This window comes from Micromonospora sediminimaris (genome assembly GCF_016863575.1).
Taxonomy (GTDB): domain Bacteria; phylum Actinomycetota; class Actinomycetes; order Mycobacteriales; family Micromonosporaceae; genus Micromonospora; species Micromonospora sediminimaris.
Genome location: NZ_BOPD01000029.1, coordinates 75,000 through 91,017 on the forward strand (window position 1 = coordinate 75,000; position 16,018 = coordinate 91,017).

Sequence of the window (16,018 nt, forward strand, 5' to 3'; positions counted from 1 at the left end):
GCCGTAGCTGGTCATTCCGATCAATCATGTCGCGTTCCAAATGGTATTGCCGGCGACATTTCTCGGTAACCCCGGACCGTGGCCCGGTCGCTACGTTCAGCATCGGCCGGCGGAAAGCCGGAAAATGATCTGGGAGAGGGAGCATGCGCAGAAAACTGATCCGGCGATTGCTCGCCGGGGTCACGGTGGGGGTGGTGCTGGCACCGCTTGCCGCGTCGTCCGCGTCCGCGGCCCCGATCGGGGACGTGCAGTGGACGCCGTGTGAGCAGGACGCCAGCGCCCTGTGCGGCACCCTGGAGGTACCGGTCGACTGGGCCGATCCGAACGGGCCGACAATCGAGTTGGCGCTGGCCAAGCGGCCGGCAACGGACCCGACGGTGCGCCGCGGGTCGCTGATCGTGAATCCGGGTGGGCCCGGTGGCTCCGGCGTCGACTCGGCGCTCTGGGCCACCTACGGTGACGAGCTGCGCCGCCATTTCGACATCGTCGGATTCGACCCGCGCGGGGTGGCCCGCAGTTCACCGATCATGTGTACGCTGGACAAGATCAACGATTTGCCGGTCGAGCCGATCAAAACGTCCAGCGCATTTGCCCGGATGGTGTCCGCGAGTCGCGCGTTGGCCGATGACTGCCGCGCCAACAGCGGGCCGGTATTCGACCACGTGGACACGCTACAGGTGATCCAGGACATCGATGCGATACGCGCCGCGGTCGGTGACGCCCAGCTGAATTTTCTCGGGATGTCGTACGGCACGCTGATGGCCCAGCAGTACGCGGAAATGTATCCGAGCCGGGTACGCGCCATTGTGGCCGACAGCGTGATGGATCACAGTCAGGACGCGCGTGGTTTCGCCGTCACCCAGGCGGCCACCGGGCAGGATTCGTTCGACGAGTTCGTGGCCGGCTGCGCCCGGTTGCCGCAGTGCGCCCTCTACGGCCGGGACATCCGCCAGTTCTGGCAGCGGCTGCTCGACCGCGCAGCCCGGGGTGAGCTGCCGGACCCGGACGATCACACCTACAAGATCACCCAGCGGGATCTGGTCAACTTCGTGCTGGGCAACCTCAACTACCAGCCGTACTGGCTTGAGATCGCCGCCGAGTTGGAGCGGGTCGACGCGGGTCGGCCGTCGGGGACGTCGTCGGCGGCGCGGCAGTCGGCCGAGGAGCCGCCGACCGTGGTGGCCTTCGCGTATCAGGCGGTGCTCTGCCAGGACTGGAACCTGAAGGCACCTGATGTCACCAGGTGGCGGTCGATTCTCGCCGATGCGCAGCGCGTCGCGCCGGATCTACCGGACCCGCCCCGGGCGTCGGTCGGCGCGATCTGCCTGGGCTGGCCGACTCCGGCGGACAACCCGCAGCGGCGGATCGACCCGACAAACGATTCGCAACTGCTGCTCGTCAACTCGCTGCACGACCCGGCGACCGGTTACAACTGGGCGCTCGGTGCCGCCGAGCAGTTCGCAGACCATGCCGAACTGCTTACCTACGAGGGTTGGGGGCACATCGTGTACGGCCGCGTGAGCTGCGCGGACGAGGCCATCGAGGCGTACCTGATCGATCAGGTGGTGCCGGCGGAGGGTACCCGTTGCGCCGCAGCCCCGCCGCCGGGCACGACGTCGGCCCGTGGCCGGGCGCCGAGCCAGGACTCCGGCCCCGCCGCGCAGCCGCCGGTGCCGCTGCGCAGTGACCCGGCGCTGCCGACCTGGCTGTTCTGACCGATCGGGACGGAGGTGGCCGGTTCGCCGGGGCGAGCCGGCCACCTCCGTCACCGCCGTAGCTGGCGGTTCTCCCACCAGAGGGCTAGCTGCTTGCGGCTCCGGTACGCCGCGATCCCGCCCACCGCGAAGACGATCAGGGCGGTCCAGATCCAGAACCGGCCGCCGACGCCGCCCGGCGGATCCGCCGCACGGGTACGGCCGGCGCGGATCACCTCCGCCGCTATGTCGAGGGAGACGACCTCCTGCGGTGCGGTGAGCAGGAGGGTCGGCGGCTGACCGTCCGGCGGCAGCGACAGCACCTCAACACTGCCGATATTGCCGTACACCGGGCGGTCGTCGTTGGGGAAGGGCCTGGTGTAGGTCGCTGCCTCGGGCGGATGGGGAAGGTAGGACACCACCCAGGGCACGCCGGTCGCCGTCCAGCCGAGGAGTTGGAGGCCGACCACGTCGTCGACACCGGCGGTGCCCAACGCCCCGCCGTCGGCTCCCGTGGCCGGCTCGATCCGGCGCAGCGTCCACCTCGCGTCATCGCGCCGCGCCACCGTGAGCCACCGCCCGTCCGGCGTCCAGGCCCCCTTGCCGGCCAGCTCGGTACCGGGCGCGAGCGGAAACGAGGCGATCACGCTGCCGTCGATGTGCGCGACCGTGACCACGCGCCCGGTCTGCCAGGCGAGACGGTCCCCACCGGGCGCGAAGGCGACGACCACGCCCGGCACCGTGCCAGATGGCGCCTCGGCCAGTCGGACCGAGCTGCCGTCGTCCAGCCGGATCAGATTGAGCTGGCGCCGGTGATCACTGCGGTCGAGGTGGATCGGCACCGAGTCACGGACCACGAGTGACATCCCGTCCGGCGACCAGGCGGCCGGTTCCGTGCCGACCGTCCCGGCCACACCGCTGCGCAGCTGACGGGTCGCACCGGTGACCAGGTCGATGATGTCGACCCGGGGATCGCCGCGCTGCGGGTCGTGGGCGATCCACCGGCCCCGTGGGGAGAGCACCACGTCCGTGCCGGCGGTCATCTCCCAGCCGCTGCGGACGACCCGGTAGGCGTCGGTGTCGCCGTCCACCACGGTGACGAGACTGCACTCGTCGTCGTAGGTCAGGCGTCCGGCCTCCCCGGTGAAGATCACCGAGGCGGGACCGGTCCGGGGCCGGTCCGTGGCGTGCAGGCTCCCGACGGGCGGCAGGCCGATCCGGTCCGGCAACGCTCCTGGCTCGTCTCGTCCGGCCGGATCCACCGGCGAGGTACGGGCTGCCGGCAGTACGAGCCCGCCGAGCACCACCAGCACGAGCGCGGCGGCCACCGCCGTGGCTCGACGCCGTCGCGTGCGGCGCGCCGTCGCCAGAGCGCGCTGCTCCACCTGGTACGCGGGAGCCTGCGCCGCCGTGGTGTGCAGCACGTCCCGTAGCCGCGTGGTCATCGCGCGCTCCTCTCCGGCACCGGGTCGACAAGTTCCGGAGCCACCGCGCGAAGCCGGACCAGCGCGTCGTGCCCATGCCGTTTCACCGTCCCGACCGAGCAGCCGAGTACGGCAGCCACCTGCGCCTCGGTCAGGTCCTCGTAGAAGCGCAGCACGAGCACGGCCCGCTGCCTGGGGGTGAGCTGGCGTAACGCGGCGGCCAGCGTCACCCGGAGGGCGGCGGCGTCGCTGGGGTCCGGGTGACCGGCCTGCGCAGGCGCCGGGTCGGCCTCCAGCCGTTCGGTGAACCGACGCCGCCGCCACCAGGAGACCTGCTGGTGGTACATGACCCGGCGCACGTACGCCTCCGGGTCACCGTCGCGGATCCGCCGCCAGTGCCGGTACGTTCGGGCGAGTGCGCTCTGGAGAAGATCTTCGGCCAGTTGGTGGTCGCCGGTGAGCAGGTAGGCGGTCCGGGACAGCGCCGGTGAACGGTGCACCACGAACTCGTGGAACGTCTGGCTCATCGCCACCCCCTCGGCAGAAGTAAACGCCTCCTGCCGCGTGGATGGTTGAGGGCGAGGTGGGGACCGGCGCGGGGCGTCCCGCGCCGGCCTGTCTCACCCGCCCCCTCAGGCCGGGACCGGCAGGTCGCCGAGCGCGCGGCCGGCCTCCCGAGCGGCCTTCAGGGCCTCGGCGTGCATCTGCGCGGCCTGGTCGGTGAACGAGTCAAGGGCGGGGTTGACGCCGACGAGGGTGAACTCGCGCTCGACCACTGTGAGGTCGGCGCCCCAGCAGTCGGCGAGGATGCGGCGCAGGTACGGCGTCGCGTGGTCCCAACCCTCCCGGGGCGTGCCACCGCCGTACGCCCCACCACGCACCGTCGCGAGCACGACCCGCTTGCCCGCCAGGAACGGCTGGGCGAACGCTCGCTGGTCGGTGCTCACCAGGTCGACGTACGCCTTGAAGTGCTGTGAGACGCCGTAGTTGTAGAGCGGCACGGCGAACAGGATGGCGTCGGCGGCGAGCAGTTCGTCCACAAGTGTCGCGGCGAGGGCGACGGCCTCGCGCTGCTCGGTGGTGTGCTCCTCCGGCGCGGTCGTCCCGGCGGTGACCGCTGCGGCCCAGGCGGTCGCGGGCAGGGGATCGACGCCGAGGTGGCGACGTTCGATCGTGTCACCGGGGCGCGTGGCGAGCCACTCCGCCTCGACGATGTCCGCGATCTCGCGGCTCGCCGAGCCGTGGGTGCGGATGCTGGCATCCAGTCGGAACAGGGTCACGACAACTCCCATGAGTCTGAGGTTCAAGCTTGAATCCGACGATAGCCAGACTCGATTCAAGCTTGAACTGAATGGGAGATGTCTCACCCTGACGTGTGCCTGCGATGCGTCGAGGCGCGACCGCGAGGATCCTCGGGCAATTGAGTGCCTTCCGGCCGACTACACCGTCCGGGGCTTCGCACAGCAGGTGCGCGCCGCGATCGCCGCGGCAACCGGTCCCGACAGCTGAGCGGTGCGGGGCGGAGTCGTGGCGACTGCCACGGCTCCGCCTTCGCGTGTTCAGTCGGCCGGCGGAGAGGCGGCCTCGCGCACCGCGCCCAGGATTTCCTCCGACACCTCCGTGCCCGCCGTGGCCCGGGCCAGGAGCAGGCCGCCGACGATGGTGGACAGTGCGGCCAGACCGGCGTTCCCCGGCGCGATCCAGCCGGCCATCTCCCGGACGCCGGCCGCGTACGTCTCACGAGGCCTCGGGTCGTGCGCGACATCACCGGCGAATCCGGCCGCTGGGCAACCCGCGCCCGGGTCGTCCCGGTGCTCGACCGACAGGTACGTGTCCAGCAGCGACGACCATGCCGCCGCGTGGTCCGCGGAGCCGTCCTGCAGGTCCGACAGATAGCGCAGCATGTCGATGAAGCCCAGGTGTACGGCCTCGTCGACGAGCGCCGCCTTCGATGCGAACTGCTTGTAGAAGCCGCCCTGGGTCAGGCCGACGGACCGCATCACGTCGCCCACGCTGACGTTCGGTACGCCCTGTTCGCGGAAGAGTCGCGAGGCGGCCTTCACCGCCGCTGCCCGATTGGCCTGTGCGTCAGCCTTGGATGCCCGACTCATCTGCCCACCTTCACCGTGGCCACCGAACTGTCGGGTTATAGATTACCCGCAAAATCTAAGCAGCCACGCCTCAGGCGGAGGCGGTGTCGTGGGCGGTCATCGTCTCCTGGCGACCGGGTTCCTCCCTCAGGATGGCGGCGTGCAGCCAGATGTCCGGGATGGCGAATCCGTCCACCAGTGTCCGCATCTGTGGGCGCAGCTCCTTGAGCAGGCCGTTCACCACGGCGGTGATCGCCTTCGAGCGGGCCGGTGTGAGCCGGCCGTGCTCCAGCAGCCACCCCTTGTGGGCCTCGATGACGGTGAGGGCGTACAGGTCGCAGACGCGGGAGAGCAGCGCCCGGACCGCCGGGTCCGCCGTGTCCTCGATGCCGGCGACGAACGCCTCCAGGGTGATCCGGTCGATGTGCGCGGCGGCGGCGGTGAGGACGTGGTCCTGGACGTCGTTGAAGATGTCGAACGGGCGGTCCTGCTTGCTGGAAGCGCCGTTACGCAAGCGGCGGATCGCCCCTTCGAGCAGATGCTTCTCGCGGTCGTCGAAGATTTTCAGCTGCCAGCCCCGGTCGGTGACGGCGACCTCCTCGTCGCGGCCCGGCACGGCGCTGATCAGCTGCTGGATCAGCGACCGTGCGGCGGTGCGTTCGAGCACCATCTCCCGGACCTGCTCGGCGACGAAGGAGGCGCGACCCCAGCCGTCCAGCGAGCCGAACTCGTCCCGGTAGCCGGTCAGCAGCCCCTTGGCGACAAGTTGCAGCAGGACCGTGTTGTCGCCCTCGAAGGTGGTGAAGACGTCGGTGTCGGCCCGCAGGCCCGGCAACCGGTTCTCGGCCAGGTAACCTGCGCCGCCACACGCCTCGCGACACAGCTGGATGGTGCGGGCGGCGTGCCAGGTCTGCGCGGCCTTGAGCCCGGCGGCGCGGGATTCCAGCTCCCGCTGCCGGCGCTCGTCGACCGGGCCGTCGCCGCCCTGCACCTCGTGCACCGCGGCGACCAGCTCGGCCTGGGCGAAGTGCAGCGCGTACGAGGTGGCCAGGGCGGGTAGCAGCTTGCGCTGGTGGGCCAGGTAGTCGTTGAGCAGCACCTCCCGCTCAGCGTCGGGGGTGCTGAACTGGCGGCGGATGTCGCCGTAGCGGACCGCGATGGTCAACGCCGACTTGGTGGCCGACGACGCGGCGCCACCCACGCTGACCCGGCCACGGACCAGGGTGCCCAGCATTGTGAAGAAGCGTCGGGAGTCGTTCTCGATCGGGCTGGAGTAGGTGCCGTCCTCGGCGACCTGGCCGTACCGGTCCAGCAGCATGTCGCGGGGCACCGTCACGTGGTCGAAGCTGAGTCGCCCGTTGTCCACGCCGAGCAGGCCGGCCTTGGCCCCCGCGTCGCCGATGGTCACGCCGGGCAGCGGGTTGCCCCGCTCGTCACGGATCGGCACCAGCCACGCGTGTACGCCGTGCCGCCGCCCGTTGGTGACCAGCTGCGCGAAGACCACCGCCATCCGCCCGTCCCGGGCCGCGTTGCCGATGTAGTCCTTGCGGGCCGCCTCGTGCGGGGTGTGCAGGTCGAAGCTCTGGGTCCGGGGATCGTACGTGCAGGTGGTGCGCAGCTGCTGGACGTCGGAGCCGTGCCCGGTCTCGGTCATCGCGAAGCAGCCCAGGATCCGGCCGGAGATGATGTCCCGAAGGTAGGCGTCGTGGTGACGCCTGGTGCCCAGAGCCGCGACCGCGCCGCCGAACAGACCCCACTGCACGCCGGCCTTGACCATCAGCGAGAGGTCGACCTGCGCCAGCATCTCGGTGGCGATGATCGAGCCGCCGACGTCGGATCCGCCACCGTACTGGGTGGGAAAGGCCGACGCGATACCCAGCTTGACGGGCAGCTCGCCGAGCAGTCGGGTGATCCGCTCACGCGCCTGGTCACCGGTCTCGCCGTACACCGGGAGGAAGCGTTCGTCGAGATGCCGACGGTGCGCGTTGCGGACCTCGGCCCACGGTCCGTCGAGCACCTGCTGAAGGCGGGCGAGGTCGACGGGGCCGGGCGCTTGACTGGGCATGGCTACCTCGCAGGATGCTGGTTGGGTACAGCTCGTACCCAACCAAGGCTACCGACCCGCTACAGTGATCCGGTGGGTAACGCGGCGGTGAAACGGGACACCATCGCCGCCCGCCGTGCCGGCGGCATTCCGCAGGAGCGGGCCCGGCGACGGCAGGCGATCGTGGAGGCCGCGGTCCGCGTCATCGAGGAGCACGGCACCGACATCGGGCTGGGCACGGTGGCCGACCGGGCCGGGCTGCCCAGACCGCACGTCTACCGCCATTTCGCCAGCAAGGACGACCTCGACCAGGCCGTCGCCCGGCACGCCGCCCGCCTGGTGAGCGCCTGGATCCGTCCGTCGCTGACCGCCCCGGGCACCCCGCCGGAGGTGGTGCACGGCATCGTCGGCCAGGTGCTGAGCTGGGCGGTGGCCCACCCCAACCTCTACCGGTTCCGGGCCCGTCTCGGCACCGCGCACGCCGTTCCCGAAATCACCGAAGCCGCCGTCGCCAACCTGCGTGCCGCCGGGTACGCGGCGCACCTGCCCGCGTACGTGGTGGCCAGCGTTGTGGGCATGGTCGACGCCGGCATCATCTGGTGGTTCGACCACCGGGACGAGGTCGGGCCGGACCAGCTCAACGACTGGCTCGCCACCCAGGTCTGGCGGGTCGTCGCCGAGGCGGTCCAGCGACCACCGGCGGCGTCTCACGACGGGTGACCGACGCCGACCGGGCGCTCACGACCGGAGCGCCTCCGGCAGTGGCTTGGTGTGCAGGATGACCAGTTCGGCGACGGCCCGGGTCAGGGCGACGTAGAGCCGGTTCATGCCGCGCGGCTCGGCGGCGACGATGTCCGCGGGCTCCACCAGCACGACCCGGTCGTACTCCAGCCCCTTGACCTGGCTGACCGGGATCGCCCCGAGCTGGTCGGCGATCGCGTCCGGAGCGATGATCGCACCGGTTTCCTGCGCGAGGGCCGCCCGCAGGTCGTCCACCTGGCGGATCGTGAGGGTGCCGCCGGGTCGGAAGGAGCGGGTCGGCGCGATCCCGGGCGCCAGCGTCCGGGCGGCGAAGTCGGCGATGACCTGCGGCACCCGATAGCCGGTGGGTAGATCGAGCATTCGAGCCTCGCGTTTGCCGAGCTGCTGCACCAGCTCAGGCCAGCTTCCGGCGGCCAGCGGATGGGTCGCCTGACCGAGGTCGCCCACGATCGTCATCGAGGCGTGCGCGGCTCGGCGGGCGATCATCCGACACTCCATCGGCGACAGGTCCTGGGCCTCGTCGAGGATGACATGCAGGTACACGTCCTCGACGGGCTCGGTGGGCACGGCCACCGGCAGCGGCTCGGCAAGCTCCGGCACGTGCCCCTCCTCGCCGTACGGGTCGAAGCCGTCTGCCCAGCCCACCACCGTGTGGCCCTCACGCAGGATGATCGCCGCCGCCCAGCGCTGCGCCGCCCAGGCGTTGCCGCTGTCCAGGGACTGGCCGGAGACGGCGATCGGGGTGGCCAGTCCGGGTGCGAAGAGCTGCCAACCGTCGTTGAGGCTCAGGCTGAGCACGAAGGTCTCCGCCAGCCGGGGACCACTGCTCAACTCCCGCACCTGCCACTCGCTCCTGGTCGGCGCCGTGGTGACCGGCGGGCCCAGGATCTCGGCTAGCTCGTCGAGCAGTGGGACGTCGTCCACCGACCACTGCCCGTGCTGCGCGGGCAGCACGTCCTGCGGGGTCAGCATCGGCCACCAGGCCGTCAGGAAGGCGTCCGGGATCTCCCTGCCGCCGAGCAGGTCCGAGAGCACCTGCGCCGCCTCGGCACGGGCGAGGTTGGGCTTGATGCCCCGAGCCTCGCACCGTCGACGCACCTCCAGGCGGGCCTTCGTCAGGTCGTCGGCGTCGAGCCTGCCCAACCGTTGTGGCGCGTTCGGCGGAGTGTCCCAGGCCAGTTCGGTGAGCACCCGCACCATCTTCAGGTCGCCCTTGGACCTGGCGACCTCGGCGCGGTCACGCCGGGTCGCCACCACACCGTCGAACAGCTCCCCGATCGCCCGCAGGTGGACGCTGTCCTCACCGAGACCGGGCAGCACCCGGCCGATGTACTCGGTGAACACGGTCGACGGACCGACCACCAGCACCCGGCCGTCGGCGAACTTCCCCCGGTCGGTGTAGAGCAGATAGGCGGCACGGTGCAGGGCGACCTGGGTCTTGCCGGTGCCGGGGCCGCCGGTGATGACGGTGACGCCGTGCGCCGGGGCGCGGATCGCCTCGTCCTGCTCGCGCTGGATGGTGCTGACGAGATCGCGCATGTGCGGACCGCGTTCCCGGCTGAGCGACGCGAGCAGGGCACCCTCGCCCACCACACCGTCGACCTCGCCGCCGGACAGCACCTCGTCGTCCACACCGACGACCGTGGGGCCTTCGCAGGTGATGATCCGGCGGCGGACCACGCCCAGTGGCTCACCGGGGGTGGCTCGGTAGAACGGCGCGGCGGCCGGCGCACGCCAGTCGACCACCAGCGGCTCCCGGTTCTCGTCGCGTACGCCCAGCCGGCCGATGCGGTAGGTGTCGCCGTCGTCGAAGTCCAGCCGGCCGAAGACCAGGCCCTCCTCCTGACCGTCCAGGTCGGACAGTCTGGCCGCCGCGCTCAGCACCATCGCGTCGCGCTCGACCAGCCCGGTCAGCGGGCCGGCCGTGGCGCGACCGCGACCCTCGGACTCCAGTTCCCTCGCCTGCGTACGCATGACCTCCAGTCGCTCGTACACCCTGTCGACCACCTGCTGCTCAATGGCGAGCTGCCGCACTGTTTCGGACACACCGCTCCCTGGTCTGCCAGAGGCTGCTGCACGGGGACTGGTCGAGAATATGTACCGGCCAGAACCGCAAAATCGGCATCCAGGGTGATTTGCGCGACTTGACCCGTCGATAAGATGGAAGTGGCCTCAGGGGATCAGCCCTGGTCACCCCGCCCGGTCTGCTGCTGCAACCGGTCGATCAGCTTCGCCGCCTCGGCCTTGCTGAGGCCGTCCGGCACGCTCTCGCCCGCCTCGCGGGCCAGGGTCCGCAGATACGACTCCTGCGCCGCCGTCGTCGGCTCGTCGCCGGTCACCCACTCGTCCGGGTCCTTCACCGCGGCCTGCGGATCATGCTTTTCGCTCATGTCGGCACCCTCTCTCTCGAACAGGTGTGCCATACCCGGGTCGGTGGCCACCGAACCCTCCCGGCCCCGCCGGCAGCGCACCGGTGGCTGGTGTCCGGGTGGTCCGACCAGCGGACGTCGGTGTGCCTACCTGGTGGCCGGACCGGTCGTCGGGCCTGCGCCGGTGACATTGAGGACGAGCGAGTAGACCGAGGTGGTGGCCGTCACGATCAGCACGTTGCGCTTACGGCCACCGAAGGTGAGGTTCGAGCAGATCTCGGGTAGCCGGAGCTTTCCGAGCAGGGTGCCGTCCTGGTCGAAGCAGTGCAGCCCGTCGTGGGCGGCGACCCACAGCCGACCCTCCCGGTCGAGTCGGATCCCGTCGAACGACCCGGCGTCGCATTCGGCGAGCACGCCACGGTCCCGCAGCGTCCCGTCGGGGCCCACGTCGAAGTGGCGGAGGTGCCGACGCCGGGTGTCGACGATGAACAGCCGACGCTCGTCGGCCGAAAACGCCAGACCGTTGGGACGCAGGAAGTCGTCGGCGACCCGTTCCACCCGACCGTCGGGCGAGCAGCGGTAGACGTGGCAGCCGTCCAGCTCCGGATCCGCCCGGTGCCCCTCGTAGTCGCTGTCGATGCCGTAGCTCGGGTCGGTGAACCACAACGAACCGTCGCTGGTCTCCACGACGTCGTTCGGGCTGTTGAACCGCTTGCCCTGCCAACGGTCCGCCACCACGGTCAGCGACCCGTCCGGCTCGGTACGGGTGACCCGGCGGTGGCCGTGCTCGCACGTCACGACACGGCCGAGGCGGTCGATCGTACGGCCGTTGGCGTAACCGGCGGGCGTCTGGAAGACGTCGCACCGCCCGGTGATCTCGTCCCACCGCAGCACCCGGTCGTTCGGGATGTCGCTGAACAGCAGGCAGCGCCACGCGGGGGAGTACGCCGGCCCCTCCAGCCACCGTCCGCCGTCGAACAGCCGCTGCACCACGTGGTCACCGCTCACCGTCCGGAACCGCTCGTCCAGGACGTCCCAGCGGGTGGGTACGCGCTCGACCGGATTCATCGGGCACCCCCGTTGCCTGCGGCGAGGCTGGCGAAGGTCGTCGCCTCCTGCGTGAGGAGCCGCTGGGTCCGCTTGCCGTACAGCAGCTCCACCAGGCGGGCGGCCGGGCCGGCCCAGTCGATGCTCAGCCGCAGGCGGGTGGCGGAGCCCTCCGGCAGCAGCTCGTGGCTCGCCCTGGTCCGGACCCCCGGCGTACGGGCCACCCAGGTGAAGCCGGCCCCGGGCCGCCAGTCGGTGATCTCGTACGTGGCGGCGCTCAGCCCCGGCTGGCGGATCCGGAAGCGGCTGCCGACCGCCACCGGCCCGGCGTCGTCGATTCGCCTGATCTCGTCGATGGTGGGCAGCAACTCGGCCCAGCGGTCGACGTCGCTCACTGTCCGCCAGAAGGTGGCGACCTCGGCGTCCACGTGCTGTTCGACGGCAATCGTCATGTACCGGATGGTACGGCGGCCTCGGGTACGCGGCCCACGAGGGTTGGCGCGACCGGTGGCGGCCCGGGGTCGCGTGGTCCGCCACCGGGCCGCCACCGGCCGTGGTCAGCCGTTGTCGATCAGACTCGCGATCTCGTTGTAGATGAGGTGCGCCTTGGCGCCCTGGTTGGACGGACAGCCGCCGAGGTGGTGCAGGGCGATCACCCGGTGGCTGCTGTTCAGCACCGGTGAGCCCGAGTTGCCGCCGGAGGTGTCGCAGCTGTAGCTGATGTTCCAGGTGTTGTAGTTGGCGTTGCGGACGGTGCAGCGCGCCCCGTTCTGGGCGTTCTCGAAGATGGACAGACGCTTCGGGCTGCCGTCACCGTGCCCCGGGATGTACATCTGCGTCCCGGTGGTGGTGGCGGACGTCGCCAGGTAGAGCGTGCCGAAGCCCTGGATGGCAGCGAAGTTGTTCACCGAGAACAGGGCGTAGTCGAGCTGGCTGGAGCCACCACTGCTCACCCGGTAGAGCGTTGCACCACTGACCTTGGTGCCGGGCCCGGGGTTCGCGCCGCCGCAGGTGGCGCACTGGTAGTTGAACTGCATCTCGCTCCCGCTGACCGCGGCCTGGGTCGAGAAGCAGTGCTTGTTGGTGAGCATGCGGTTGGTGTTGCCGACCCGCCAGGTGGTGCACATGCCGCCGCCGCTGATCAGCAGCCGGGCCACCGCGTTGCCGCGCGCGTACTCGGTGGGGTGGCTGCTCCGGTAGCAGACCACGTCGCGGCGGGCGTCGGTGCTGCACACCGACTGGATGGAGAAGTTGTACTGGCTGATCTCCGTGCGGTCGTAGCCGCGCCAGAACCGGTCGATGGTCGCGGCGCTGCCCCGGGAGGAGCGGTTGCTGTGCAAGGTGACCACCGCCGTGTCGCCTTCCACCGACATCGCCCAGAAGCCCGGCCGTCCGTCGGTGGTGTAGTCCGCGCCGGTCGCCCGGTTCAGGTGACGGTCGTACCGGTAGCTTTCCCGGCCGTCCGGGCTCGACACGGTGACGTACTCCCCGGGAGCCAGCCGCAGCGAGCTGAAGTGCACCTTGATGTACGTGGCGCCGGGGTGCTGAATGATCTGGGTCCGGCCGGCGCGGGCGTACGACAACGAACCGTCGACGGTGCGCAGCTCACCGACGGTCGTCACACCCTCGGCCGAGAACTGGTCCGATTCGGGTGCCCGGTCCGAGAGTGGCGTGACCGGCTGTACCGGGCCTGCCGCGGCGGGGGCCGACAGCAGGCTCAGGCCGAGTGTGCAGGTGGCGAGTGTGACGGTCACCGTACGTAGGCGGCGCAGGGCAGGTTTCATCGTCGCTCCTCCCAGGAAGCGGAACCTGAACGATTCCTAAGCTTTCATACCGAAGCTGATCGATATATGCAAGATAATCAATGGGTAATACCGCCTCTCGGTCCGTCTGTTGACGCGGAGCCGACCTGGGTACTGGAGGCACATGTTCGACGGCTTCACCGACGAGCGGGTCGACGTGGGCGAGGTGGAACTGCGCGTCCGGCATGCCGGACGCGGCCCCGCCGTCCTACTCGTCCACGGACATCCGCGTACCGGATCGACCTGGCACCGGGTCGCCCCGAGGCTGGTGGATCGCGGGTTCGCCGTGGTCTGCCCCGACATGCGGGGCTACGGCCAGTCCGGCAAGGCGCGGATCCTGCCGGATCACTCCCAGCAGTCCAAGCGCGCGGTCGCGGCGGACATGGTCCGACTCATGCACACACTCGGCCACTCGACGTTCGCCGCCGTCGGGCACGATCGCGGTTGTTACGTGGCGCTGCGCCTGGCGCTCGACCATCCCGACACCGTCAGCCGACTGGTGGTCATCGACGGCGTACCCATCAGCGAGGCCCTCGCCAGGTGCGACGCGACGTTCGCCCGGAACTGGTATCACTGGTTCTTCTTCGCCCAGCCGGACAAGCCGGAACGGGCCATCGGCGCCGATCCCGACGCCTGGTACGGCGACAAGGCGCGACCGGACCGGATGGGAGTCGACAACCACCGAGAGTTCCGGCAGGCCATCCACGACCCGGCGACGGTACGGGCGATGTTGGAGGACTACCGCGCCGGCCTCGGGGTCGATCGGGCGCACGAGGAGGCCGACCGGCGGGCCGGTCGTACGGTCCGGTGCCCCACCCTGCTGCTCTGGTCGACCCGGGACGATCTGGAGGATCTCTACGGCGACCCGCTCGCCGTCTGGCGTTCCTGGGCCGACGATCTGCGCGGCCACCCGATCGAGTCCGGGCACCACGTCGCCGAGGAGAACCCCGACGACCTCACCGCCGCCCTGTGCCACTTCCTCGCCTGACCGCCGCGCCGCCATCACGCCTCGACGGTCAGGGCTGGTGCGGCGGCACCGGCGTGGGTCACTCTTACGGTCAGGCTTGATGCATCGACACCCATCACCACCTCACCTGGTACCGAGACCGTCCGGCAGTCCCGCCGGACGTGCCCGAACCCGTCGGGCACCGCATCCCTGGATGTGAAGGAGCACCATGAAACCGTCCCTCCGGGTCCTCGCGGCGGTGGTCGTCCTCGCGGCCCCGCTGGCCCTGACCGCTCCCGCGCAGGCGGCCAACACACTCGCCATGCGCGGTGCCGACGTCTCCTCGCTGCAACGCAGCCTCGATCTCGGGGCCCGCTACTACAACGCCTCCGGCGCTCAGGCCGACCCCTACGACATCCTCGCCTCGAAGGGGGTCAACTACCTGCGGCTGCGCATCTGGAACAACCCGGCCAGTGGCTACAACAACAAGGCCAAGGTGCTTCAGCAGGCCAGGGTGATCAAGGCCAAGGGCTTCAAGCTGCTGATCGACTTCCACTACTCGGACACCTGGGCGGATCCGGGCAAGCAGTATCCGCCGGCGGCATGGGCCAACCACTCGCTGAGTCAGTTGCAGGCCGACGTCTACAACTACACCTACGACGTGTGCAGCGCGCTGAAGGCGCAGGGCACCACGCCGGACGCGGTGCAGATCGGCAACGAGATCAACGTGGGGATGCTCTGGCCCGCCGGGCAGGTGGTCAACAATGACTTCGCCCCGCTGGCGAGCCTGCTCAAACGGGGCTACCAGGCCACCAAGGCGTGCCACGGCGGCACCCAGGTGTGGATCCACACGGCGAACGCGGACAGCAACGCCAACGCCCGCTGGTTCTACGACGGGATCCGGGCGCAGGGCGTCACCTGGGACGTCACCGCCTTGTCCTACTACTGCATGTGGCACGGCACGCTGGCCAACCTGTACAACGTCATCGCCGACGTGAAGGCCCGCTACGGCAAACCGGTGGTGATCGCCGAGACCGCGTACCCGTTCACCACTGCCGACGCCGACCACCAGCCGAACGTGATCCCCGGCACCGCGCGCTGCGACAACATCCCGGCCACCTGGTCCGGGCAGGCGCAGCAGTTCAGTTGGGTGCAGAACACCGCACGCAACGCCGGTGCGGTAGGCGTCTTCTACTGGGAGCCGACCTGGCACGCCGTACGCGGCAACGGCTGGGATCCGGCGGACATCAACGGAACCGGCAACGGCTGGGACAACATGGCCGTCTTCGACTGGTCGGGGCGGGTGAACCCGCACGTGTACTGGACGCCGTGACCGTCGTCCGGGCCCGGGAGTCGCCACCGGGCCCGGTGGGCGGGGGCGTTCCGCGGCTCTGCGCGGATCCGGACCGGGGGCACGAACACTTGGCAAGGGATAGACCTCTGTCGTTTGACGTATGACGTCGTTAACGCTAACTTCGCTTCACGGGCGGGTGTTGTGGCTGCCGGGAGCCGGATTCTCCGCCGTGGTCCCGCGCCGGCCAGCCGCGACCGTGGGCGCGTCGTCGTGCTGACCGGTGGCGCCGGTGACCAGACCTTTCGCACCACCCCACGTGCTGACGCCACCACCTGACGCCGGCACATCCCCAGGGCATCCACGGCTGCGCGTGGGTGACCCCGATCGAAGGAGTGGACCATGAAGGCCATCGGTGAGGCTCGTCCCGCCTCTCCACCCAGACGCGGTTGGCGGTCGGGGCTGGCCGCGGCGGCCGCCGCGGCCCTGGCGGCGAGCGCGCTCGTGGCGGTGAACGCGGCGCCCGCGGCGGCGGCGACCGTGGACACC

General features: G+C 70.4%; 14 protein-coding genes. 4 read left to right on the forward strand and 10 right to left on the reverse strand.

All coding sequences use genetic code 11. The features are described from left to right. Positions 1–143 precede the first annotated feature (143 nt). Positions 144–1,715: an alpha/beta hydrolase gene (locus tag Vse01_RS22430; protein ID WP_093403006.1), complete on the forward strand. Its 1,572-nt coding sequence runs from the start codon at positions 144–146 to the stop codon at positions 1,713–1,715. Between the two features lie 50 nt (positions 1,716–1,765). Here Vse01_RS22430 and Vse01_RS22435 read toward each other — a convergent pair whose 3' ends face one another. From Vse01_RS22435 to Vse01_RS22455, 5 genes are all read right to left on the reverse strand, one after another. Continuing rightward, entirely contained in the window at positions 1,766–3,139 is a 1,374-nt protein-coding gene (locus Vse01_RS22435) for a TolB family protein (RefSeq protein WP_093403007.1), read from the reverse strand. Further along, positions 3,136–3,645, reverse strand: coding sequence for a SigE family RNA polymerase sigma factor (locus tag Vse01_RS22440; RefSeq protein ID WP_093403009.1), 510 nt, complete (start codon positions 3,643–3,645; stop codon positions 3,136–3,138). Before Vse01_RS22440 ends, Vse01_RS22435 begins: the two co-directional genes overlap by 4 nt. Positions 3,646–3,750: 105 nt before the next feature. After that, on the reverse strand, positions 3,751–4,410 hold the full coding sequence (locus tag Vse01_RS22445; protein ID WP_232511161.1) for an FMN-dependent NADH-azoreductase: 660 nt from the start codon (positions 4,408–4,410) through the stop codon (positions 3,751–3,753). Positions 4,411–4,677: 267 nt separating this feature from the next. Further along, positions 4,678–5,229: a TetR/AcrR family transcriptional regulator gene (locus Vse01_RS22450; RefSeq protein WP_093403010.1), complete on the reverse strand. Its 552-nt coding sequence runs from the start codon at positions 5,227–5,229 to the stop codon at positions 4,678–4,680. Between the two features lie 70 nt (positions 5,230–5,299). After that, the gene (locus Vse01_RS22455; RefSeq protein ID WP_093403012.1) at positions 5,300–7,273 is read right to left on the reverse strand and encodes an acyl-CoA dehydrogenase family protein; all 1,974 of its coding nucleotides are present in this window, start codon (positions 7,271–7,273) and stop codon (positions 5,300–5,302) included. A gap of 72 nt (positions 7,274–7,345) precedes the next feature. Between Vse01_RS22455 and Vse01_RS22460 the strand changes: the two genes are divergently transcribed. Then, on the forward strand, positions 7,346–7,972 hold the full coding sequence (locus Vse01_RS22460; protein ID WP_170863380.1) for a TetR/AcrR family transcriptional regulator: 627 nt from the start codon (positions 7,346–7,348) through the stop codon (positions 7,970–7,972). A gap of 18 nt (positions 7,973–7,990) precedes the next feature. Here Vse01_RS22460 and Vse01_RS22465 read toward each other — a convergent pair whose 3' ends face one another. The 5 genes from Vse01_RS22465 to Vse01_RS22485 form a co-directional block, all read right to left on the reverse strand. Then, positions 7,991–10,060, reverse strand: coding sequence for a HelD family protein (locus Vse01_RS22465; protein ID WP_093403014.1), 2,070 nt, complete (start codon positions 10,058–10,060; stop codon positions 7,991–7,993). A gap of 134 nt (positions 10,061–10,194) precedes the next feature. Continuing rightward, on the reverse strand, positions 10,195–10,404 hold the full coding sequence (locus tag Vse01_RS22470; RefSeq protein ID WP_093403222.1) for a DUF3072 domain-containing protein: 210 nt from the start codon (positions 10,402–10,404) through the stop codon (positions 10,195–10,197). A 126-nt stretch (positions 10,405–10,530) separates the two neighbouring features. Further along, on the reverse strand, positions 10,531–11,451 hold the full coding sequence (locus tag Vse01_RS22475; protein ID WP_093403015.1) for an SMP-30/gluconolactonase/LRE family protein: 921 nt from the start codon (positions 11,449–11,451) through the stop codon (positions 10,531–10,533). After that, on the reverse strand, positions 11,448–11,882 hold the full coding sequence (locus Vse01_RS22480) for an SRPBCC family protein (protein ID WP_139233121.1): 435 nt from the start codon (positions 11,880–11,882) through the stop codon (positions 11,448–11,450). Before Vse01_RS22480 ends, Vse01_RS22475 begins: the two co-directional genes overlap by 4 nt. A 105-nt stretch (positions 11,883–11,987) precedes the next feature. Further along, on the reverse strand, positions 11,988–13,214 hold the full coding sequence (locus Vse01_RS22485) for a trypsin-like serine peptidase (protein WP_093403018.1): 1,227 nt from the start codon (positions 13,212–13,214) through the stop codon (positions 11,988–11,990). A 142-nt stretch (positions 13,215–13,356) separates the two neighbouring features. Between Vse01_RS22485 and Vse01_RS22490 the strand changes: the two genes are divergently transcribed. Beyond that, positions 13,357–14,220 carry an alpha/beta fold hydrolase gene (locus Vse01_RS22490; RefSeq protein ID WP_093403020.1) on the forward strand — a complete coding sequence of 288 codons (864 nt, stop codon included), beginning with the start codon at positions 13,357–13,359 and terminating at the stop codon, positions 14,218–14,220. Positions 14,221–14,407: 187 nt separating this feature from the next. Beyond that, complete coding sequence (locus tag Vse01_RS22495) at positions 14,408–15,511, forward strand: glycoside hydrolase family 53 protein (protein ID WP_093403021.1); 1,104 nt, start codon at positions 14,408–14,410, stop codon at positions 15,509–15,511. The last annotated feature ends 507 nt before the right edge of the window (positions 15,512–16,018 follow it).